General features: G+C 76.6%; 20 protein-coding genes. 12 read left to right on the top strand and 8 right to left on the bottom strand.

The genetic code is table 11. The features are described 5' to 3' along the window. Positions 1-235: 235 nt before the first annotated feature. Genes ACI8AP_RS11565 through ACI8AP_RS11555 form a run of 3 tightly spaced genes read left to right on the top strand, consistent with a single transcriptional unit; the run spans position 236 to position 4,844 of the window. Positions 236-559, top strand: a complete 324-nt coding sequence (locus ACI8AP_RS11565; RefSeq protein ID WP_456589489.1) for a DUF6504 family protein — start codon at positions 236-238, stop codon at positions 557-559. Continuing rightward, positions 559-1,068, top strand: a complete 510-nt coding sequence (locus ACI8AP_RS11560) for an SAV_6107 family HEPN domain-containing protein (RefSeq protein WP_456589488.1) — start codon at positions 559-561, stop codon at positions 1,066-1,068. Before ACI8AP_RS11565 ends, ACI8AP_RS11560 begins: the two co-directional genes overlap by 1 nt. Next, entirely contained in the window at positions 1,065-4,844 is a 3,780-nt protein-coding gene (locus ACI8AP_RS11555; RefSeq protein WP_456589487.1) for a DNA polymerase III subunit alpha, read from the top strand. Before ACI8AP_RS11560 ends, ACI8AP_RS11555 begins: the two co-directional genes overlap by 4 nt. A gap of 28 nt (positions 4,845-4,872) precedes the next feature. Here the strand turns inward: ACI8AP_RS11555 and ACI8AP_RS11550 are convergent, their stop codons facing one another. Together ACI8AP_RS11550 and ACI8AP_RS11545 are read right to left on the bottom strand one after the other, a co-directional pair. Beyond that, positions 4,873-5,178: a hypothetical protein gene (locus ACI8AP_RS11550; RefSeq protein ID WP_456589486.1), complete on the bottom strand. Its 306-nt coding sequence runs from the start codon at positions 5,176-5,178 to the stop codon at positions 4,873-4,875. Between the two features lie 69 nt (positions 5,179-5,247). After that, entirely contained in the window at positions 5,248-5,433 is a 186-nt protein-coding gene (locus ACI8AP_RS11545; RefSeq protein WP_456589485.1) for a hypothetical protein, read from the bottom strand. Positions 5,434-5,597: 164 nt separating this feature from the next. Here ACI8AP_RS11545 and ACI8AP_RS11540 point away from each other — a divergent pair, with 164 nt between their 5' ends. The 3 genes from ACI8AP_RS11540 (at position 5,598) to ACI8AP_RS11530 (ending at position 8,072) form a co-directional block, all read left to right on the top strand. Further along, a complete protein-coding gene (locus ACI8AP_RS11540) occupies positions 5,598-6,083 on the top strand; it encodes a VOC family protein (RefSeq protein ID WP_456589484.1) in 486 nt (161 codons plus the stop codon). A 67-nt stretch (positions 6,084-6,150) separates the two neighbouring features. After that, complete coding sequence (locus ACI8AP_RS11535; protein ID WP_456589483.1) at positions 6,151-6,888, top strand: class I SAM-dependent methyltransferase; 738 nt, start codon at positions 6,151-6,153, stop codon at positions 6,886-6,888. Beyond that, entirely contained in the window at positions 6,885-8,072 is a 1,188-nt protein-coding gene (locus tag ACI8AP_RS11530; RefSeq protein WP_456589482.1) for an alkaline phosphatase family protein, read from the top strand. Before ACI8AP_RS11535 ends, ACI8AP_RS11530 begins: the two co-directional genes overlap by 4 nt. A 10-nt stretch (positions 8,073-8,082) precedes the next feature. Here ACI8AP_RS11530 and ACI8AP_RS11525 read toward each other — a convergent pair whose 3' ends face one another. From ACI8AP_RS11525 to ACI8AP_RS11515, 3 genes are all read right to left on the bottom strand, one after another. Then, positions 8,083-9,051, bottom strand: a complete 969-nt coding sequence (locus ACI8AP_RS11525) for a sucrase ferredoxin (protein ID WP_456589481.1) — start codon at positions 9,049-9,051, stop codon at positions 8,083-8,085. Between the two features lie 13 nt (positions 9,052-9,064). Then, complete coding sequence (locus tag ACI8AP_RS11520) at positions 9,065-10,315, bottom strand: cupin domain-containing protein (RefSeq protein WP_456589480.1); 1,251 nt, start codon at positions 10,313-10,315, stop codon at positions 9,065-9,067. 68 nt (positions 10,316-10,383) lie between these two features. After that, positions 10,384-10,632, bottom strand: a complete 249-nt coding sequence (locus ACI8AP_RS11515; RefSeq protein WP_456589479.1) for a BatC protein — start codon at positions 10,630-10,632, stop codon at positions 10,384-10,386. A 250-nt stretch (positions 10,633-10,882) separates the two neighbouring features. Here ACI8AP_RS11515 and ACI8AP_RS11510 point away from each other — a divergent pair, with 250 nt between their 5' ends. The 3 genes from ACI8AP_RS11510 to ACI8AP_RS11500 all read left to right on the top strand — a co-directional run bounded on the left by ACI8AP_RS11510 (position 10,883) and on the right by ACI8AP_RS11500 (position 13,422). Next, positions 10,883-11,539, top strand: a complete 657-nt coding sequence (locus ACI8AP_RS11510; RefSeq protein WP_456589478.1) for a permease — start codon at positions 10,883-10,885, stop codon at positions 11,537-11,539. 90 nt (positions 11,540-11,629) lie between these two features. Further along, a complete protein-coding gene (gene dinB, locus ACI8AP_RS11505; RefSeq protein ID WP_456589477.1) occupies positions 11,630-12,859 on the top strand; it encodes a DNA polymerase IV in 1,230 nt (409 codons plus the stop codon). A 164-nt stretch (positions 12,860-13,023) separates the two neighbouring features. Further along, positions 13,024-13,422 carry a DUF3040 domain-containing protein gene (locus ACI8AP_RS11500; RefSeq protein ID WP_456589476.1) on the top strand — a complete coding sequence of 133 codons (399 nt, stop codon included), beginning with the start codon at positions 13,024-13,026 and terminating at the stop codon, positions 13,420-13,422. On the opposite strand, the gene ACI8AP_RS11495 is transcribed toward ACI8AP_RS11500, so the two are convergent. From ACI8AP_RS11495 to ACI8AP_RS11485, 3 genes are read right to left on the bottom strand one after another with little or no spacing between them, the layout of a single operon-like run. After that, positions 13,410-15,746 (bottom strand): transglutaminase family protein, encoded by a 2,337-nt coding sequence (locus tag ACI8AP_RS11495; RefSeq protein ID WP_456589475.1) that lies wholly within the window; start codon positions 15,744-15,746, stop codon positions 13,410-13,412. The two genes, ACI8AP_RS11500 and ACI8AP_RS11495, sit on opposite strands and share 13 nt — an antisense overlap. Further along, positions 15,743-17,089, bottom strand: coding sequence for a DUF58 domain-containing protein (locus tag ACI8AP_RS11490; RefSeq protein ID WP_456589474.1), 1,347 nt, complete (start codon positions 17,087-17,089; stop codon positions 15,743-15,745). Before ACI8AP_RS11490 ends, ACI8AP_RS11495 begins: the two co-directional genes overlap by 4 nt. A 2-nt stretch (positions 17,090-17,091) precedes the next feature. Then, a complete protein-coding gene (locus ACI8AP_RS11485; RefSeq protein ID WP_456589473.1) occupies positions 17,092-18,075 on the bottom strand; it encodes an AAA family ATPase in 984 nt (327 codons plus the stop codon). A 226-nt stretch (positions 18,076-18,301) separates the two neighbouring features. On the opposite strand from ACI8AP_RS11485, the gene mraZ reads away from it, so the two are divergent. From mraZ to ACI8AP_RS11470, 3 genes are all read left to right on the top strand, one after another. Beyond that, positions 18,302-18,736 (top strand): division/cell wall cluster transcriptional repressor MraZ, encoded by a 435-nt coding sequence (mraZ, locus tag ACI8AP_RS11480; RefSeq protein WP_456589472.1) that lies wholly within the window; start codon positions 18,302-18,304, stop codon positions 18,734-18,736. Positions 18,737-19,168: 432 nt separating this feature from the next. Next, entirely contained in the window at positions 19,169-20,164 is a 996-nt protein-coding gene (rsmH, locus tag ACI8AP_RS11475) for a 16S rRNA (cytosine(1402)-N(4))-methyltransferase RsmH (protein ID WP_456589471.1), read from the top strand. Further along, a complete protein-coding gene (locus tag ACI8AP_RS11470) occupies positions 20,161-20,739 on the top strand; it encodes a hypothetical protein (RefSeq protein ID WP_456589470.1) in 579 nt (192 codons plus the stop codon). Before rsmH ends, ACI8AP_RS11470 begins: the two co-directional genes overlap by 4 nt. The last annotated feature ends 3 nt before the right edge of the window (positions 20,740-20,742 follow it).

Below are 20,742 nucleotides of genomic sequence, written 5' to 3'. Positions count from 1 at the left end.
GCACTGATCCTGCCACCGCCCGGAAAGAGGCGCGCCCGGTGTGTCCCGTCCGGCGGGGGGTGCGGGCGCGGTCGACGGACACGCCGTGGCCTGGCTTGACGAGGGGTGGGCGCTCGGGTCTACTGGTCGTCGTTCGAACGCGTGTTCGAACGACGTCCGGCCCGTCCTTCCCGGCTCTCTTCCCCGCCGGTGGGGTGGCGGGCGTGCGCGCGGGGTGAGGCGTGGGGAGGCTGTCATGAGCCGGGTGCTCGGTGAGGTCGTCGGTCGGGCCGGCGAAGAGGTGCAGGTCGAGCGCGGCCCGCTGGGGCCGGTGCAGTTCTGGCGCGGGCAGTCCCGGTACGTCGTGGGCGAGCTGCTCGACTCCTGGCTGGAGACCGCGCCGTGGTGGCTGCGGGACGCGGAGGCGGGCGGTGCGTCCGACGACCTGGTGGCGCCCCGTGAGGTCTGGCGGGTGGAGGCGGTGCGGGCCGGGCGGTCCCGGATGAGCTTCGCCGGCGTCTACGACCTGACGTGGGACGCCGCCGGCAACCGCTGGTGGCTCGTCCGGGTGCACGACTGATGGGCGCCGCACGAGCCGTGCCGGCCGGCCAGCTGCCGCTGCCGCCCGCGTTGCCCGCCGCGGCCGCCGGGCTGCTCCGCCAGGCGCACCGCGGCCTGGCCGAGGCGGCCGCGGCCACCGATCCGCGGGAGCGGTACGCCACCGCGCACCTGGCGGCGCTCCGGGCCGCCGCCGCGGTGCTGGCCGCCCGCACCCGTCCCGAGGGCGGCCGCCGGCGGCCGCGCAGCGCCTGGGTCCTGCTGGGGCAGGTCGCCCCCGAACTGGGGGAGTGGGCCACCTTCTTCGCCGCCGGTGCGGCCAAACGCGCCGCGGCGGAGGCGGGGTTGTCCCGGGCGGTCACCGAGCGGGAGGCCGACGACCTGGTCCGTGACGTGCGGGGCTTCCTCGCCGTGGTCGAGGCCGGGCTCGGGGTCGACGCACCGCCCGAGCCGCCCCGCTACCCGAGGCCGCACGTGGTCGGCGGGGCGCCGTCCCGGTCGGGGTCCCGGTCCACCGGGTCCCGGACGTGAGTGACCCCTTCGTCCACCTGCACGTCGCCTCCGGCTACTCCATGCGGTACGGGGCCAACCACCCCGCCGATCTGGTGGCCCGGGCCGCCGAGCACGGCATGCCGGCGCTGGCCCTGACCGACCGGGACGGGCTCTACGGCGCGGTGAAGTTCGCGCTGGCCTGCCGGTCGGCCGGGGTGCGGCCGATCTTCGGGGTCGACCTGGCGGTGGCGCCGGCGCTGGGTACCAGCGTGCCGCCGGCGCTCGCGCACGTGCTGGGGGAGGAGCCCTCCGCGGCCCGGTCCTCGCGGTCGCGGGCCGCGGCGCCCCCGCGCCGGACCCCGGCCCGGGGCGGGGTGAACGTCGACCCGCGGCTGCCCAGGGTCACCTTCCTCGCGCGGAACGGGGCCGGCTGGCGGTCGCTGTGCCGGCTGACCAGCGCCACCCACCTGCGCGGCACCCGCGGCGAGCCGGTGAGCTCGCTGGCGATCGCCGCCGAGCACGCCTCCGGGCTGGTCCCCCTGCTCGGTCCCGACTCCCCGGTGGGCCGGGCGCTGCTGGCGGGTCGGGCCGACCTGGCCGGCCAGCAGCTGGACGCCTGGCGGGCGGTCTTCGGGCCGGGGCTGGCGCTGGAGGTGGTGCACCACCGGGGCCGGGGTGACCGGCAGCGCGCCCAGGCGCTGCTCCGGTTCGCCGCCGAGCAGCAGGTGCCGGTGGTCCTGAGCAACGCGGTCCGGTACGTCGACGCCCTCGACGCCCCGACCGCCGACGTGCTGGACGCCGCCCGGCGGCTGGTCCCGCTCGGCGCCCGGCACGTCGACCGCACCACGGCCGAGGGCTACCTGAAGTCGGGCAAGGAGATGGCCGAGGTCGCCGAGGACCTGACCGGCCCCGACCGGGACGCCGCCCTGCGGCTGCTCGAGCGCACCGCCCGGCTGGCCGAGCAGTGCGCCGTGGACCCCGCGGGCGACCTGGGCATCGGCAGCGTGCGGTACCCCGAGCTGGACGTCGTCACCACGCCGGCGGAGCGGGGGATGGGCCCGGCGCAGGTGCTGCGCGCCCGGTGCGAGGCGGGGCTCGGGCGGCGGGGCGTGGTGCCCACGACCCGGGTGCGGCAGCGGCTGGAGGAGGAGCTCGGGGTCATCGACTCCCTCGGCTACCCGTCCTACTTCCTCACCGTCGCGGACGTGGTCGACCTCATCAAGAGCTTGAGGGTTCGCGCGGCGGCTCGCGGCTCGGGCGCCGGCAGCCTGGTCACCTACCTGCTGGGCATCTCCGACGTCGACCCGCTGCGCTACGGGCTGCTGATGGAGCGGTTCCTCTCGCCGCTGCGCCACCAGCTGCCCGACATCGACATCGACGTGGAGTCCGCGCGCCGGATGGAGGTCTACGACGCGGTGATCGACCGCTTCGGCGCCGACCGGGTCAGCTGCATCTCGATGATGGACACCTACCGGGTGCGCCACGCGATCCGCGACGTCGGGGCCGCGCTGGGCCTGCCGCAGGCGGAGGTCGACGCCGTCGCCAAGGCGTTCCCGCACATCCGGGCCAACCAGGTGCACGCCGCGCTGCGCGACCTCCCCGAGCTGCGGGCCAGCCGGTACGGCTCGCGCCGCGCCGGCGGCACCGGCGACCTCGACCTGCTGTTCGACCTCGTGTCCCGGCTCGACGGGCTGCCCCGGCACATCGCCCTGCACCCGTGCGGGGTGCTGCTCTCCGACGCCACGCTGCTGGACCGCACCCCGGTGGAGAGCAGCTACCTCGGCTACCCGATGAGCCAGTTCGACAAGGACGACGTCGAGGAGCTGGGGCTGCTCAAGCTGGACCTGCTCGGCATCCGGATGCAGTCGGCGATCGCGCACGCCCTCGACGAGATCGAGCGGGTCGACGAGGAGGCGGTCGACATCGACGCCGTCCCGCGGGACGACCCGACGACCTTCGAGCTGATCCGCAGCACCCGCACGCTCGGCATGTTCCAGATCGAGTCGCCGGGGCAGCGCGAGCTGGTCGGCAAGTTCGGGCCGCGGACGTTCGAGGACATCATCATCGACATCTCGCTGTTCCGGCCCGGACCGGTGAAGAGCGACATGGTCACCCCCTTCCTCATGGCCCGGAACGGCTGGCGCGAGGTGGAGTACCCCCATCCGGACCTGGAGTTCGCGCTCGCCGAGACCGCCGGGGTGGTCGTCTTCCACGAGCAGGTGCTGCAGGTGGTGGCCCGGATGGCCGGCTGCACGCTGGCCGAGGCCGACGAGGTGCGCCGCGCCCTGGGGGAGAAGGACGCCCACCCGGAGGTGCGGGCGTGGTTCGTGCCGCGGGCGCTGGCTGCCGGCTACCCGGTGGAGGTGGCCGAGCGGGTGTGGGAGGTGCTGGCGTCCTTCGGGTCGTTCGGTTTCTGCAAGGCCCACGCCGCGGCGTTCGCGCTCCCCACCTACCAGTCGGCCTGGCTGAAGACCCACCACCCGGCGGCCTTCCTGGCCGGGGTCCTCACCCACGACCCCGGCATGTACCCGAAGCGGCTGATCCTCGACGACGCCCGCAACTTCGGCATCCGGGTGCTCGGCCTGGACGTCAACGCTTCGACCGGCAGCTACCGCGTCGAACGGCTGGTCGCGGACGACGACGTGGACGACGACGCGACGAGCCCTGACCGTGAGGTGGAGGCTGAGAGTTCGGGCTGGCGGCGTCCGGAGTGGATGCCCGCGGCGATGCCCGACCCGACGCGGTATGGCATCCGGCTGTCGCTGGCCGACGTGAAGGGCATATCCGACGACGAGGTGGCGCGGGTCGTCGCCGGCCAGCCCTATCGGTCACTGACGGATTTCTGGGCGCGGGCGTCGGTATCCCGCCCGGTGGTCGAGCGGCTGGTGCTGGCCGGTGGTTTCGACTCGCTCTACGGCTTCGGCATGCGGGACCGGGAGGCCGGCCGGCCGACCCGCCGGCGCCGGCAGGTGACCCGGCGCGACCTGCTGCTGCAGATCAGCGAGCTCGACCGGTGGAGCCGCAGCGGCGCGCGGGCGACGTCCGACGGGCAGCTGAGCCTGGACCTCATGGGGCTGGAGCTGTCCGAAGAGTCCGCCGGGGAGCCGGCCGGCCCGGAGTGGGCAGAGAGCAGCGGATTGCCCGAGTTCACCGACGCCGAGCTGGTGCGGGCAGAGCTGGAGGTGCTCGGGCTGGACGCCAGCCGGCACGTGATCGACTTCTACCGGCCGTTCCTGTCGGCGCTCGGCGCGGTGCCGGCCGGTGAGCTCCTCGGCTGCCGCAGCGGCGCGGAGGTGCTGGTGGCCGGCGTCAAGGTGGCCACCCAGACCCCGCCGATCCGGTCCGGGCGCCGGGTGGTGTTCGTGACCCTCGACGACGGCACCGGCTGCACCGACTCGACCTTCTTCGAGGACGCGCAGGGCCCCTACGCCGCGACGGTCTTCCACTCGTGGCTGCTGGTCATCCGCGGGGTGCTGCGCCGGACGGGGCCGCGCGGGGTGTCGCTGCGGGCCACCGGGGCGTGGGAGCTCCCGGCGCTGCACGAGGCCTGGGAGGCCGGCGGGCTCGAGTCGGTCGCCGAGCTGATGGCGGCTCCGGGGGAGTACACCGAGCAGGCGATCGCGGGGGCCGCGGCCTCGCACGGCTCCCGGCCGGTGGTCGTGCGGCCGGTCCTGGTCCACCCGACCGGGTTCCGGATGTCGCCCTACGCCGACATCAAGCCCGCCGGCGACGAGACCAAGGGCGCCGCCCGGCGGGCCGCGGCCGCGCCACCCCGCAAGCTCTGGCACTCCAGCCCGGGCAGCTCCGGTCACTGAGGTGGGCTCCCGACCGCACGCTCGCCCGTCAGTGCTCGGCGCGCTCGGGCAGCGCGCGCAGAGCGAGCGCCTGCGCGGCGGCGGTGACGAGCGCGGCGCCGACGATCGCCACGTAGAACACCCACCCCGGTCGGCCGTGCGCGACGACGAACGCACCGGCGCAGAGCAGGACCGCGATGGCGATGTCGGAGCCGTACCGCTGACCACGGGGGAGCGACTCGGACACGTGCCACCTGCGCGGCGGCGGTCCCGAGGAGGCCGCGGCGAGCCGTACCTGGAGCACGGCCACGGCCGCCCCGGCGAGGATCAGCCCGGCACCGATCAGGACCGTCACGGGCAGCAGGCTAGCCGCGATCCCGCCCGAACCGGAACCGTGCGTTCCGGTGGTCTGCGGCCAGTGCGCTCAGCCCTCGCCGTCGGTGGCGTCCTCGACCTCCTGCTCGACGTCGTCGACGCCCTGCTCGATGTTCTGCTCCACGTCGTCGTCGACCACGTCGTCCCCGCAGGCGACCGTCGTGAGGGACGCGGCGGTGATGGCGAACGCGGCCGCGGTCCGGCGGATCAGGCGGGGGCGGGCGGAACGGCCCATGGGGATCTCCTCGTGGTCGGCGTGTGATGACCCGTTCGGGTGCCCGTCGACGAGGGCCGGCCAAACGATCGACCAGCGCAGGGTCGACGGACCGATGAGTCCACGGGCCGGGCGCGGTCCGACCACCGACGTCGGCATCCGGCCGGCGCGAAGGAGGACCGGCCATGCCCAAACAGATCCCGTGCCTGTGGTTCGACGGCACCGCCGAGGAGGCCGCGGCGCTCTACACCTCGGTCTTCCCGAACTCCGGCATCGGGAAGGTCACCCGCTATGGGCCCGGCCTGCCCCCACCGATGAAGGAGGGCGACGTCGTGACCGTGGACTTCACCCTCGACGGCCAGGAGTACACCGCGCTCAACGGGGGCCCGGAGTTCTCGTTCACCGAGGCGGTCTCCTTCCAGATCATGTGCGCCGACCAGCAGGAGGCCGACCACTACTGGCACCGGCTCACCGAGGGCGGCGAGGAGAGCATGTGCGGGTGGCTCAAGGACCGCTTCGGTGTCTCCTGGCAGGTGATCCCGGCGGAGCTCATGACGCTGCTCGGTGACCCCGACCCCGGCCGCGCCCAGCGTGCCACCCAGGCGATGCTGCAGATGCGCCGCATCGACCTGGCCGAGATCCGGCGGGCCGCCGACGGCGCGGACGCGTAGCCCGGGCCCGCGGCGCCCACCGGCGGGGAAGCGGTGGGCGCCGCGCTCCGCCACTAGGCTCCGGTGGGTGCCGACCGTTCCCGCTCCGCCGACCGCGGAGCAGCTGCCCGCCCGCACCGCCGCCGTGTGGGCCGCGCTCGACCCGCTGGTCGACGCCGGTGACGCGCTGCGCGTGCTCGACGTCGGCGGGGGGAGCGGGATGTTCGCCGTCCCGCTGGCCCGCCTGGGGCACACCGTCACCGTCGTCGATCCCAGCGCCGACGCCCTGGCCACCCTGCGCCGGCGTGCCGAGACGGCGGGTGTCGGCGGGCGGGTGCGCGGTGTCCAGGGGGACGGCGACCTGCTGCACGAGGTCCTCGCCGACGACGAGGGCGGGTACGACCTCGCGCTGTGCCACTCGGTGCTCGAGGTGGTCGACGACCCCGGGGTCACGCTGGCCGAGATCGCCGGCGCGCTGCGGCCCGGCGGCCGGGTGAGCCTCGCCGTCGCCAACCGGGCCGGCGCGGTCCTCGCCCGAGCCGTCGGCGGCCACCCCGCGGAGGCGCTGGCCCAGCTCCGGGACCAGGACGCCCACCCCGGCCGGCCGCTCCGCCGCCGGTTCAGCCCCGACGAGCTCCTGGCGCTCGTCGGCGGTGCCGGTCTGACCCCCGGCGCCTGGCGCGGGATTTCCGTCGTCGCCGACCTGCTCGACTCCGCCTCCGGGGCCGATCCGGCCGCCGTCCGGGACCTCGAGCTCGCGCTCGCCGAGACCTCGCCCTACCGCGAGGTCGCCGCAGGCCTCCACCTGCTGGCGACCCGCGCGTGACCGGGGAGGGCGACGGCGTGCTGCCGCCCGACCTGCACCGGCCGGCCTACGGCGTCGCCACCCTCGCCGACGTGCTGCCCGGCGTCGCGGCGGCGCTGGGGACGCCGGTGCCCCGGGGGGACCTGCCCGCCGACCCGCTGGGCCTGGCCGACGCGCTGCACGGGGCCCGCCGCGTGGCGGTCCTGCTCGTGGACGGCCTGGGCGCCGACCTCGTCCGGGCGCACGCCGACCTGGCGCCCACGCTGGCCGGCATGAGCAGCCCGGCCGGAACCCTGCAGGCGCCCTGTCCCAGCACCACCCCGGTCAGCCTCACCACCATCGGCACCGGACTGCCCCCGGGCAGCCACGGGATCCTGGGCTTCGTCACCGAGGTGCCGGGGGAGGGGCGCACCCTCAACCACACCCAGTGGACCGACGACCCCGACCCCGCCGACTGGCAGGCGCAGCCCACCGTCTTCGAGCGCGCCGCCGCCGACGGGGTGGCGGTCACCGCCGTCGGGCCGTGGGCCTATGCGGGATCGGGCCTCACCGTGGCCGCCTACCGCGGGGCCGAGTACACCGGGGCGGTGGGGCCCGGGGACCTCACCGCGCTCATGCGCTCGGGCCTGGAGGCGGGCCGACGGTCCCTGGTCTACGGCTACATGGCCGAGCTCGACCTCACCGGCCACGTCCGCGGGGTCGACTCGCCCAGCTGGCGCGCGCAGCTCGCCCTGGTCGACCGCGTCGTCGCGCAGCTGGTCGACGGCCTGCCCGACGACGCCGCGCTGCTGGTCACCGCCGACCACGGGATGCTCGACGTCCCCGCCGCGACGCGGCTGGACCTCGACGACGAGCCCGACCTCGCCGACGGGGTGCGGGTGCTCGCCGGTGAACCCCGCGCCCGGTACGTGCACACCGAGCCCGGGGCGGAGGCCGACGTGCTGGCCCGCTGGCGCGGGGTCCTCGGCGACCGGGCGTGGGTGGTGGGGCGCGACGAGGCCGTCGCCAGCGGAATCTTCGGGCCGGTGGACGACGCGCTGGCGGCCCGCATCGGGGACGTCGTGGCGCTGGCCCGCGGTAGCTGGGCGCTGGTCAGCCCCCGGCTGGAGCCGGGGCCGAGCCGGCTGGCCGCCTACCACGGGTCGTTGACCGCGACGGAGCTGGCGATCCCGCTGCTCGCCGCCCGGGGACGCGCGCTCCGCTGAGCCGGGCGGGTCAGCCCGGCGGTGCCGACAGCGACAGGTGGTGCCAGGTGCGCACCCGGCCGGCCGTGGTGGCGGAGCAGGTGAGGTGCACCGTCTCCGGTGACGGCCGGCTCTCCACGGTGACGGTGACCGGCCCCGCCGGGCCGGTCAGGATGACCTCCCACCGCTCCGCGCCCGGGTCCGCCGCTTCCCGCCGGGTCGAGCGGACCGGCGGCAGCTCGTCGACGCCGAGGACGCCGAGCTCCTCGCGCGCGTAGTGCTGGGCGGCCTGCACCGGTGCGGGCAGCCCTGCCCGTCCGCGCAACCACGGCAGAGCCACCTGCCCCCGGTCGTGCGCGGCGACGACCAGCCCGCCGTCCCCGGGGACCTGCCCGTAGTAGAAGCCGTGCGGCAGCACCAGCACGTTCGCCGCGAACCGGTCGCCCCCGAGGTGGCTGCACTCCCACACGTCGGTCGGGCCGGGCGCGGGCAGGGCACGGGCCAGCGGACGGCCGCGCAGCGCGCAGCAGGCGTCGTGGCCGCCGTGCGTGCACACCAGGTAGGCCGGCCCGGACGCCGGCTCGCCGACCGACCCGTCCCACGGCGCGCTGAGCAGGTCGGCGTCGGTCGAGCGCACCGACCACCACAGCCCCTCCCGGCCCAGCCGGCTGTCGGCGTAGGCCCAGCGCCGGCCGGAGTCGGCCAGCCGGTCGCCGGGCCGGCGGACCAGCAGGACCCGGACCCCCTCCCGCTCGGCCCGCTCGGCGAGCAACCGGGCCACGCGTGCGTCGAACCTCGACTGGAGCAGCGCCTGCCGTCCCCACGGCCCCGGCTGCTCGACCAGCAGCCAGCGGGACACCGGTGAGGCCGTCCCCACCCCCGAGTCGCCGCGCTCGAGCGCCTGCACCGAGCAGCGGCCGGCGTCGAGCCGGCCCGGCGGGCGGGCGGGGACCTCCGTGCGGCAGAAGTCGTCCTTCCCCGCCGGGTCCGGTGCGGTCACGCCCTCCACCGGGTCACCGGGGTTCCCCGGACGCCGCCCCCCGCCCGCCGTGCCCGGTGGCGGGCAGGGTCGCGTCGGGCACGGTGGCGATCGACTCGGTCACCAGCCGGCGGGCCAGCGTCAGGCGGTCCGCCGGGTCGAGGCCGGGCAGGTCGCCCACCTTCAGCTCGCCGGCGGCCAGCAGCTCGGTCAGCGCGGCCCGGGCGTCCTCCGGGAAGGAGTGGGTGCGCCGGCCCGCCACGAGGGTCACCCGGCCGTCGTCGGCGTCGCGCAGGGTGCACCGCAGGTGGCGGCGCAGTCGCAGCACCGTCCCCGGGTCCAGCGCGGCCGCGGCGACGGACTGCGCCAGGGGTGCGACCGGTTCCGGCCGCACCTGCGCCCAGGTCCGGGCCCGCAGGCGGTCGGCGACGTCGGCCGGGTCCACCCGGCCCAGCCACTCCCGCAGTCCCTCGACGACGGCGGCGACGTCGTCGGCCAGGGCGTCGGGATCGGACAGGTCGACGCCGAGGGGCAACGAGCTCCGCAGCGCGCGGTCCTCGGCCGCCAGCGTGCGCACCAGGTCCAGCACCGACTCGGCCGCCGCCCAGCGGGTCACCGAGTGGATGCCGACGGTCAGGTGCGCGCTGATCTCGCCGAGGGCCTTCGCCGAGTGCAGGAACCCACGCGGCAGGTAGAGGGCGTCGCCGGGCCGCAGCACCGCGTCGATCACCGGTGCCCGTTCGGCGGCCGCGGCCACCTCGGCAGCGCGGTCGTTCCACGGCTGGGTGCGCAGCGGATCGGGCAGCACCGGCTCGTGGATGGTCCAGTGCTTCTCACCGGCCACCTGGAGCACGAAGACGTCGTGCACGTCGTAGTGCGGGCTGAAGCCCTGCGACGACGGCGGGGTGACGTAGGCGTTGACCTGCGTCGGGTGGCCGAGGTCGGCGGCCAGCTGGTCGGCGAACTCGATCAGCGGCGGCCAGAGCCGGTGCAGCCCCTGGAGGACGACGGTGCTCCCGTCGGCGAACAGCCGCAGCACCGCGTCCGAGGAGACCTGGTCGGCGATCTCCGCGCCGGCCCCGCCCGACGTGGTGAACCGCTTCGCGTCGACGACCGCGCCGTCCTTGGCGATCCGCAGGAACGGTGTGCGCAGGCCGCGTCGGGAGAGCAGCTCGTCGACCGCCGGCAGGTCGAGCAGGTCGGTGAAGGAGTTGCCGGTGTCCTCGGCGCGGGTCAGGAGCGGGCGCCGTGCCCAGTGCTCCCGGGCGAACTGCTCGGGGGCCATGTTCGTGCACCGCCGCAGGGCCGGGCGGAGCTGTGGCTCCGTCCGGCCCCGCGGGGTCGGGTGCTCGTTCAGGCCGAACCATCCGCGCCGCCGTCGGCACCGCCGTCGGCGCCGCCGTCCGCGCCGCCGTCCGCGCCGCCGTCGGCACCGCCGTCGGCACCGCCGTCCGCGCCGCCGTCGGCACCGCCGTCGGCGCCACCGTCCGCGCCGCTGTCGGCACCGCCGTCCGCGCCACCGTCATGGGCGCCCGGGGTGCCCGAGGCGCCGCCGTCGGCCGGGCCCTCCGTGCTGGTCATGTCGTCGTCGTCGAGCGCCATGGCATCTCCGTCCAGGTCGATCAGGGGCGGCCGGCCGGCCGTCCCTGCGTCGCTGCTTACCTCCCTCACCCGGGTCTGACACCTGCCGTCCGGCCAGCGGTTTCCGCTGTGCGGGGAGGGTCACGATCGCGTGACGGCTCGGCGTCCGGTGCAGTCGTCTCCTTCCTGGCGGGCATCTCGTGTGGGTCCACCCCTGAGGGGCACCTCTGAGGGGTCAGAGGCACGAGACGACGCACGAGGAGGAGATGTCATGACAGAGGGTCGTACGCAGACAGGCGCGAGCGCCGACGTGACCCAGGAGACGTCGGGTGGCCGGCTGGACCCGGCCAGGGACGAAGGGGCGAGCCGCGTAGGCCTCCGGGACACGCACCACCAGACGCCGCCCACGCGCCGGGACCGCGTCCGCTGGGGCCCGGTCTGGGCCGGCCTGATCGTCGCGGTGCCCACCTTCCTGCTGCTGCAGCTGGCCACGCTGGCCCTGGGCTGGTGGGACATGGGAGGTGGTGACGGGAACAACGCCGACCTGATCAGCGGCATCAACGGGCTGCTCGCCCTCTTCCTGGGTGGTCTCACCGCCGGGGCGACCGCGCTGTGGCGCGGGGTCAGCGAGGGGCTGCTCCACGGCATCCTGGTGTGGGCGCTGACCGTGGTCACCATCGTGCTGCTGACGCTGTTCGGTGGCGGTGCCCTGCTGGGTTCCCTGGCCGGCGTGGTCACCGACGTCGCCGGCATCCAGCAGGCCAACCTGCCCGACATCCAGGCCGGCCAGGCCGCCGAGACGGCGCGCTCGGCCGCCAGCTGGGCGGTCCTCGGGCTGGGTCTGTCGATCATCGCCTCCGCGCTCGGCGGGGTGATCGGCGCCAAGATGTGGCCGGGCAAGCAGGACACCGAGGTCGTCGCCCGCTGACCTCGGCGGGCCGGGGCGCGCCGGTCGGCCGCCCCGGCGCCGGACCGTTATCGTTCCCGTGGGTCGAACGCATGTTCGATCCACGGGGACGTGCGGGAGGTGGCGGTGGCGGGCGGCGTCGGACGGGCGGACGGGTGCACCGTCCTGCACATCGACATGGACGCCTTCTTCGCCAGCGTCGAGGTGCGCCGGCGCCCGGAGCTGGCCGGCACGCCGGTGATCGTCGGCGGGGCCGGGAACCGCGGCGTGGTCACCTCGGCCACCTACGAGGCCCGCAGGTACGGGGTGCACGCGGCCATGCCCACCGCCCGCGCGCTGCGGCTGTGCCCGACGGCGACGGTGCTGCCGGGGGACATGGCGCTCTACGCCGAGGTGTCCCGGGCGGTCATGGCGCTGTTCCGGTCGATCACCCCGCTGGTCGAGCCGCTGAGCCTGGACGAGGCGTTCCTGGACGTCTCGGGCGCCGGCCGGCGGCTGGGTGACCCCGTGGCCATCGGCGAGTACCTCCGCGCCCGGGTGTTCGACGAGCAGGGCATCACCTGCTCGGTCGGGGTCGCCGGCACCAAGTTCGTGGCGAAGCTCGCCTCCACCCGGGCCAAGCCCGACGGGCTGCTCGTCGTCCGCCCCCCGGAGGTCATGGGTTTCCTGCACCCGCTGCCGGTGGGTGCGCTCTGGGGAGTGGGTCCGAAGACGGAGGAGACGCTCCTGCGGCTCGGGCTGCGGACCGTGGGCGACCTGGCCCACGTGCCGGCGAAGACCCTCCAGCGGGCGCTGGGTGCCGCCGCGGGCGCCCACCTGCACGAACTCGCGTGGGGGCGCGACCCCCGGCGGGTCGTCCCCGACGAGCCCGAGCGCTCCACCGGCGCGGAGGAGACCTTCGCCGCCGACGTCGACGACCCCAGGGTGGTCCACCGCGAGCTGCTGCGGCTGGCGGAGCGGACGGCCGGGCGGCTGCGCTCGACCGGCTGCCTGGCCCGCACGGTCAGCATCAAGGTCCGCTTCGCCGACTTCACCACGATCACCCGCAGTCGCACGCTGGCCGCGCCCACCGACGTGGGGCAGGAGCTCTACGACACGGCCCGCGCCCTCTACGACGCCCTGGGCCTGGACCGGACCCGCATCCGGCTGGTCGGCGTCCGGGCCGAACGGCTCGTCGAGGCGGGTTCCGCCCCCCGGCAGCTGGAGCTCGGCGCGCGCGAGCACGGCCGCCGGGAGGCGGAACTGGCCGCCGATCGCGCCGCCCGGCGCTTCGGAGCGGGAGCGGTCCGGCCGGCGACGCTGCTGGGCTCCTCGGGGCCGGTCGGGCGGGCGGCTCGCTGACCAGGCACGACGCGCCGCGGGCTGCACCCGGAGGAGTGATCGGCCGGCGCGTCGGGCCGGTCACCGTGGCGTCGCCTTTCGCCGCGTCCAATCGGCTCGTATCCTCGGAGATACCGTCGGCGGGAGCCTCCGACGGAACTGGCTCCGCCCATTTGGAGGTCGACGTGCCGCTCTCCGAGCACGAGCAGCGTCTGCTGGAGCAGATCGAGCGCGCCCTCGTCGATGACGACCCGAAGTTCGCATCCTCGGTCCGCACCGGCGATCGCCGTCAGAAGGCTCGCCGCAAACTGCAACTCGGTGCCCTGCTGGTGCTGGTCGGCCTCGCCGTCCTGGTCGCCGGCGCGGTCGCCGAGTCCGTCCCGCTCGGCGTCCTGGGATTCCTGGTCGCCTTCGGCGGTGCCGCCCTCGGGGTGCTGCACTACCGGGGGGCCACCGGTGCGGTCGAGGCCGCCGGGCCCGCCGGGCCGCGCGGCTCCTCGGCCGCCGGCCGCGGTGGCAAGCGCGGGCGGCAGCCGATGAAGAACCGGCTCGAGGAGCGCTTCCGCCGCCGCTACGACCAGTAGCCCTCGCGCACCGACCTCCCGGCCGCCGTCCGCCCCGGACGGCGGCCGGAGCCGTACCGGGCCCACCGGGCGCCCCGTTCCCGGATCTCGGCCACCAGTGACGCCGGCCACAGCAGCGCCCGCACCCGCACCGCCCGCGGGCGCGCCCCGAGCAGCCCCCGGCGGGCCGTCCGCAGCGCCGCCTGCAGCTCGGCGTCCGGTCGCGCGCTGCCCGGCCGCCCGTAGCTGGCTGCCTCCTCGGCGCGGGCCAGCCGGCGCACGGCCGCCACCGACGACTCCACCGACGGTCCGCCGGGCCCCCGGGTCAGGGTGAGAGCCAGCGCGTCGGCCACCCGGCGCGGGGTCCACGAGGGATGCAGGTGCACGCCCAGGTCCGTGGCGGTGGCGCGCAGCTCCGCCCACGTCCCGCCCCCGGCCAGCCGGCGGCGGCGCTGCAGGGCACGCGCGGAGCCCGGGGCGGCCAGGACGACGGCGCCGAGCGCCAGCAGTCCCGCGCCGATCAGCAGCGGACCCCGGTCGGCCCCGGTCTGCGTCGGGGCGGCGACCTGGGGCGCCGCCTGCGGGAGGCGGTCCGTCCGGGGGGCCGCCGGCGGAGGCGCCACCGACGGCGCGGGGACGGCCGGTGCGGCGTCCAGCCGCTCCTGCGCCGTGGTCCGCGGCGACCAGGGGAGCTCCACCTGCCGGTCGGCGGCCAGCGGCGTGGGGTCGAAGGGCACCCACCCGATCCCCTGGAACCAGACCTCCACCCAGGCGTGGGCGTCGTCGCTGGTGACCAGCCGGGTTCCGTCGGGCGAGACGTCGCCGGGCGTGTACCCCAGCGCCACGCGGGCGGGCAGCCCCGTCTGGCGGACCAGCACCGCCATGGCGCCGGCGTACTGCTCGCAGTAGCCGCGCTTGAGCCGCAGGAAGTCCACCAGGTCGTCGCCGCTGGTGCCGGGGGCGGTGGAGAGGCTGTAGACGAACCCGTTGGACCGGTCGGTCAGGTACGCCTGGATGCGCAGCACGCGCTCGTACGGGGTGCCTGCGCCCTCGGTCAGCCCGGCGACCAGGTCGGTGATCGCCGGGTCCAGCTCGGGCAGCGCGCCGAAGCGCTGCTGCAGGGGGTCGTCCGCGGGGAGCGGGGCCGCGCGCGCGAGCAGCTCGTCGGACGGGCGCGGCTCGATCGCGGTCACCCGGTACGTCAGCCCAGCGGTGGTGATCCCGCGGCCGAACACGGTCCCGGTCGCGTCGTCGAAGCGCCACGCGCCGTCCTCGCCGTCGGTGCGGACCGAGAGGGGGGAGGTCGGCACGGGGAGGAACCGGTCGTCGTGGTCCAGCACCTGCACCTCGGCGACCACCTGGCGGGCCGGCTGGCGGGCCGGCGGCGGAGCGAGGAGGTCGTCCTCGGCGACCGAGACCTCGCCGTCGAGGTTGCTCAGCGACCAGCCCTCCACCGGGTCGTACTCGTCGAGCGCCACCGCGCGCAGGTAGCCGGGGTCCTCCACCGAGGTGTCCACGCGCAGCAGCTCGATCGGCTCGGGCAGGGTCAGCTGCCCCCGCAGCTCCGCCGCCGGGTCCAGGGAGGTCCCCGTGGCCGACCCCGCCCCGCCGCCGAGCCCGGTGGCGAACGAGCCCTCGGGGAGGGTGGGCACCGCGGTGCCCAGGACGGCGCCCGCCGCCACCGCGACCACGCCGATGCGCACGGCGGTGCCACCGCCGGTGGGTCCCTCCAGGGAGCGGCGCTGGTCGGCCCACAGGAGCACGGCGAAGCCGGCGGCCGGCCCGACCAGCGCCACCAGCCCGATGCCGCCGGTCACCGTCGCCACGGGCACGCACACCAGGGGGAGCAGCGCGGCCCCGGCCACCGCCGCCTGCCGCACGGTGACCGCCAGCAGGTCCACCGCGACGGCCACCAGCCCGACGAACAAGGTGGTGAGGGCGAGCAGGCCGGTCAGCGGGAGCGCGGGCGTGGCCTGCTCCTGGATCTCGGCCGCCCCCGCCCCGAAGACCTCGGCGAGCCGGGCCAGCGCGGCCGGCGTGGGCAGCACCCCGGCCGGCGCGGCATCCGGCACGAACACGGCCGTGAGCACGCAGGCGACGAGGACGAGCTGACCGACCGGCACCACCACGGGGCCCAGCGCCTCGACCGGCCACGAGCGTGCGCGGTCGCCGGCGAGCCGGGCGACCGCCGCGCGCAGCGCCAGGCCGCCGGCCAGCACGGCGACGACGACCGTCACCACCGGTGGCACCCACGCCCGGCTGGTGAAGACGGGGGAGAGCGCCAGCGCGCCGAGCAGGGTCGCTGCCGCGGCGGCGACCGGGGTGCGGACGTCCGTCGCGGTCATGCCGGCGCCCCGACGGGAGTTCCGGTCAGCGCGGCCCACGCCTCGCCGACGTCCTGCCCGGCCGACGCGGTGGTCACCCGCCAGCCGGCCGCGGCGAGGGCGGCGACGGCCTGGTCGCGCTGGGCCGAGAGCGCGTCCAGCGCGGCACCGGTCGCGCTGCGCCGGCCGCGGCCCGGCTCGCCCCAGGTCGCCACGTCCAGCAGCACGGCGAGGCCGGGCACCGGTCCCTGGCGCAGCCGCACGAGGTCGGCCACGTCGTCGGGTCCGACCGCGCCCAGCAGGCAGATCAGCGGCCCGTCGCCGGCGGCGCGGCACGCGGCCGACGCGGCGTCGGACAGGTCGCCGACCCGGGAGGCCCCGACGACGGCCAGCCGGTCCAGGAGCTCCTCGGCGCCGAGCGCCGCGGCGCCGGGATCGGGCGTCAGCTCCCCGGTGCTGGTCACGACCCGCAGCCGGGCGCCGCGCCGGGCCAGCGCGACCCCGATGCTGGCCGCCGCCTCGACCAGCCACTCCAGGCTGTCGGCGGGTGGCTGGTCGTCGCCCGGCGGCCCCGGAGCGCGCCGGGAGGCGTCCCACGCCGGAGCCAGCAGGTGCGCGCGCGCCCGGGTGTCCAGCAGCAGGGTGCCCTGGGCGCGCCACGGTTGCTCCTCGAGCCGCACCATGAGCTCGCCGGTGCGCGCGCTCGCCCGCCAGTGCACCCTGCGCAGGTCGTCACCGCGCCGGTACTCGCGGACGCTGATGTCGTCGTCGCCGTGGACGGCGAACGCGCGGTGCGTGCCGTCGTCGCCACCCCGGCCGCCACCCGGGCCACCGCGCCCCAGCGGTCGGACGCGGGGCACCACGACCAGGGGAGCGGTGTCGGAGCCGACGGCGGTGCGCTCGACCAGGCCGAACGGGTCGACGACCCGCAGCCGCAGCGGCCCCAGCTGGTAGCGGCCGCGGTGTCGACCGACCAGCCGGTACCTGACGGTGGTGCCGGCGCCCGGGGCCAGGCCGGCCACCGTGAACCGGTGCGAGCGGCCCAGCGCCGCCGGCAGCTGCTCGGTCAGCAGCCAGAGCCCGCCGCGCCGCGCGTCGGCGTTCTGCAGCTGCAGCTCGACCTCGGCCGGCGTGCCGCGCGGCACCCGTTGCGGGGTGACGGTGCGCCGGGTGGTGACCCGGAACCGCCCCCGCGCCACGCTGACGGCGGCGAGCAGCGGCAGGACCAGGACGAAGGCGGCCAGCTGCACCAGCGACCGCTCGCCGAGCACCGCCCCCACCAGCCCGAGCGTCAGGCCCCCGGCGAGGAGGCAGCGGCCGCGGGTCGTGAGGGCCCCGACGGACCGGCCGGGAACGCCGCGCACGCTCAGCGCCCGCGGAAGACCGGCACGGAGGCCACCAGCGAGGCCACCACCTGCTCGGCGCTGCGCCGGCCGACCACGGCCTCCCCGCTGAGCAGGAGGCGGTGGGCCAGCACCGGCACGGCGAGGGCCTGGACGTCGTCGGGCAGCACGTGGTCACGCCCGTCGAGGGCGGCGGAGGCGCGGGCGGCCCGCAGGAGCTGCAGGCCGGCGCGCGGGGAGGCGCCCAGGCGCAGGTCGGGTGACCGGCGGGTGGCCTCGACCAGGGCGACGACGTACCGGCGGACGGCCTCGGCGACGTGCACCCGGCCCACGGCGGCGACCAGGGACCGGACGAGGGTGGCGTCGGCCACCGGGCGCAGGGCGGTCAGCGGGTCGGCGGTGGAGCGGTCGTCGAGCATGGCCAGCTCCGCGGCCGGATCGGGATACCCCATGGACACGCGGGCGGTGAACCGGTCGCGCTGGGCCTCGGGGAGGGGGTAGGTGCCCTCCATCTCCAGCGGGTTCTGCGTGGCCATGACCAGGAACGGGCGGGCCAGCTGGTAGCTCACGCCGTCGACGGTGACCTGCCGCTCCTCCATGCACTCCAGCAGCGCCGACTGGGTCTTGGGGGAGGCGCGGTTGATCTCGTCGGCCACGACCAGGTTGGCGAAGATCGCCCCCGGCTTGAACTCGAACGCCCGGGTCTCCTGGTCGTAGACAGCCACCCCCGTCACGTCGCTCGGCAGCAGGTCGGGCGTGAACTGGATGCGCCGGACGCTGGCGTCGACGGCGCCGGCCAGCGCCTTGGCCAGCGTGGTCTTGCCGACCCCGGGCACGTCCTCGATCAGCAGGTGGCCCTCGGCCAGCAGCACGACCAGTGCCAGCCGGACGACGTCCTCCTTGCCCTGGACGACGCGGCTGACCGCGGCCGCGATGCGTGCGCCCTCCGCGGCGACGTCGACCGACGCGTCGGCCGTCCCGTCGGCGGACCGTGTCGCCTCCGTCACCGCTCCACCGTACGTGCGCAGTCGACCCCCCGTCCCGGACGCGGATCACGGTGCTCCGCGACCCCGGTCGCGAGGGCGTTCCGCGAGGTGGGGGCGGTGGGTCACGACACGGCCTCAGGTGGTGTCCAGTGGGGGCCAGTGGGTTACTGTGTCGCCTGGTGGGGAGGCAGGGTCCCGTCCGGGGGAGCTGCAGAGCCATGGGAGGACCGATGCAGGGGGTGATCCGGTGTTCGTCGGCAGCTACCAGTTGCGCCTCGACGAAAAGGGCCGGCTCGCCCTCCCCGTCCGCTTCCGCGACCAGGTGGCCGACGGCATGGTGATCAAGAAGGGCCAGGAGCGCTGCATCTACGGGCTGACGATGGCCCGGGTCGCCGAGCAGAGCGCCGCGATGGCCGCCATGGCACCCTCCGACACCGCCGCGGCGCGCATGCGCGCCCGCATGAGCTTCGGCTCGATGGTGGAGCTGGAGCCGGACAAGACGGGCCGCATCACCATCCCCGCGAGCCTGCGCGAGTACGCCCACCTGGACCGCGACGTCGTCGTCGTCGGCGTGGACACCCGCTTCGAGATCTGGGACTCCGCGACCTGGGACGCCTACGTGGCCGAGCAGGAGGCCGCCTTCGCCGACATGGAGAGCGAGGGGATGCCGACGCTGTCGTGATCCCGGGATCGCCCCACCCGCTCCCACCGGCCTCCGCGACGCACCCGTTCGAGCCGCCTTCCCCGCGGCTCGACCGGACCGGGCCCCAGCCGCCTTCCCCGCGGCTCGGTCCCACGAGGAGGACCGCACGGATCAGCGGGCCGGCCCCTCGCCGGCAGGGGGTGACCCACCGGCCCCGCGGAACCCCACCTGACGCTCTTCCCCGACGCCAGGCGGAGCCGCGGGGCCGGACACCCCCCCCGGATCCGGCCTCCCGCCGCCCCACTGCGCTCCACCGGCCCCACTGCGCCCCACCCACCCCACCGCGCCCCACCCACCTCCTGCCCCCCACCCGCCCGATCCCGCACGCCCCCGCTTCCGCGTCCCCCAGCGGCCGCCCGCGGCGCGGCACCATCGCGGGACCCGTCAGGACCACTCGAGAGGCAGCAGACGATGAGCAGCACCGGACCTGCCGCGGCCCCCGGGCCCGGGCAGCCCCCGGTGCACGTGCCGGTGCTGCTGGACCGGGTCCTCGAGCTCCTCGGCCCGGCGTGCGCCGCCGACGGTGCCGTGATGGTCGACGCGACGCTGGGGCTGGCCGGCCACACCCTCGCGATGCTCGAGGCGAGCCCGGGGTTGCGGGTCGTCGGGCTGGACCGCGACCCGGACGCCCGCGCCGAGGCCACCCGACGGATCGAGGCCGCCGGGCACGCCGGGCGCGTGACGGTCGTGCCCGCCGTCTTCGACGAGCTCCCCGAGGTGCTCGACCGGCTCGGCATCGACGAGGTCCAGGGCGTCCTGTTCGACCTCGGGGTCTCCTCGCTCCAGCTGGACCGGCCCGACCGGGGGTTCAGCTACTCCACCGACGCCCCGCTCGACATGCGCATGGACCCGGGCGCCCCCCGGACGGCAGCCGACGTCGTGAACACCTACCCGCCGAAGGACCTCGCGCGCGTGCTGCGGGTCTACGGCGAGGAGCGGTTCGCCTCGCGGATCGCCGCCGCCATCGACCGCGAGCGGGCCCGCGAGCCGTTCACGGGCACCGCCCGGCTGGCCGAGCTCGTCCGCGAGTCCATCCCCGCGGCCACCCGGCGGACCGGTGGCCACCCCGCGAAGCGGACGTTCCAGGCTCTGCGCATCGAGGTCAACGACGAGCTCGGCGCGCTGGAGCGTGCCCTCCCTGCCGCGATCGACGCCCTCGCCGTGGGCGGTCGCGTCGCCGTCATCACCTTCCACTCCTTGGAGGACCGGATCGTGAAGCAGACCCTGGCCGCGGGAGCCGCGGACCGCACCCCGCCGGAGCTACCGGTGCCGCTCCCGGAGCACGGGCCGGTGCTGCGCCTGCTCACCCGCGGTGGCGAGGCCCCCGGGCCGGAGGAGACGGCCGGCAACTCCCGGGCGGCGTCGGCCCGGGTGCGGGCGGCCGAGCGCATCCGGCGGGCGGCATGACCCGGGCCGCCGCCGTGCGCACGCCCCTGCCGCGCGCCACGGCTCCCCGCACCCCCCACGCCCGCACCGCTCCCTCCCGGGCCACCGGTCCGGCTCCGCGCACCTCGCCGTCGGGTGCGCGCGGCACCGGCCGGGCCACGCCCCGCCCGGAGCTGCGGCTGGTACCGACCGGTGCCGCCGCCCGGCCGCGCCGGAGGGTGCGGAGCGCCGCGCGTTCCCGCAAGGCGCCGTTCGTCCTCCTGGTCGTCGCGCTCCTCGCGCTCACCACCCTCGGGCTGCTGGTGCTCAACACCGCCATCGCGGTGGACAGCCTGAAGGCGACCCAGATGCGCGGCGAGAACGCCGCGCGTGCCCAGGAGGTGCAGCGGCTGGAGCAGCTCGTGGTGGCCGGCAACACCCCTGCGGACGTCGCGCGGGCGGCGGTGGAGGCCGGGCTGGTCCCGGCCGGGGTCGCCGGCTACCTGGTGCTCGGCCCCGACGGCACCACGACGCTGCGCGGTGCACCCGAGCCCGCTCCCGCTCCCGAGCCCGCGCCCGAGCCTGAGCCCGAGCCCGCGCCGCCGGGCGGGAACTGACCC

It is taken from the genome of Blastococcus sp. SYSU DS1021, assembly GCF_054050995.1.
The sequence above is the reverse complement of the archived record's forward strand: the minus strand, read 5'-3'. Positions and strand labels throughout refer to the sequence as shown.

Bases quoted from the DNA above. Each gene is read 5' to 3' on its own strand.
- ACI8AP_RS11470 (WP_456589470.1), top strand. From the start codon at position 20,161: ATGACCCGGGCCGCCGCCGTGCGCACGCCCCTGCCGCGCGCCACGGCT.
- rsmH (WP_456589471.1), top strand. From the start codon at position 19,169: ATGAGCAGCACCGGACCTGCCGCGGCCCCCGGGCCCGGGCAGCCCCCG.
- ACI8AP_RS11520 (WP_456589480.1), bottom strand. From the start codon at position 10,315: ATGGCCCCCGAGCAGTTCGCCCGGGAGCACTGGGCACGGCGCCCGCTC.
- ACI8AP_RS11545 (WP_456589485.1), bottom strand. From the start codon at position 5,433: ATGGGCCGTTCCGCCCGCCCCCGCCTGATCCGCCGGACCGCGGCCGCG.
- ACI8AP_RS11495 (WP_456589475.1), bottom strand. From the start codon at position 15,746: ATGACCGCGACGGACGTCCGCACCCCGGTCGCCGCCGCGGCAGCGACC.
- ACI8AP_RS11540 (WP_456589484.1), top strand. From the start codon at position 5,598: ATGCCCAAACAGATCCCGTGCCTGTGGTTCGACGGCACCGCCGAGGAG.
- ACI8AP_RS11515 (WP_456589479.1), bottom strand. From the start codon at position 10,632: ATGGCGCTCGACGACGACGACATGACCAGCACGGAGGGCCCGGCCGAC.
- ACI8AP_RS11560 (WP_456589488.1), top strand. From the start codon at position 559: ATGGGCGCCGCACGAGCCGTGCCGGCCGGCCAGCTGCCGCTGCCGCCC.
- ACI8AP_RS11510 (WP_456589478.1), top strand. From the start codon at position 10,883: ATGACAGAGGGTCGTACGCAGACAGGCGCGAGCGCCGACGTGACCCAG.
- ACI8AP_RS11565 (WP_456589489.1), top strand. From the start codon at position 236: ATGAGCCGGGTGCTCGGTGAGGTCGTCGGTCGGGCCGGCGAAGAGGTG.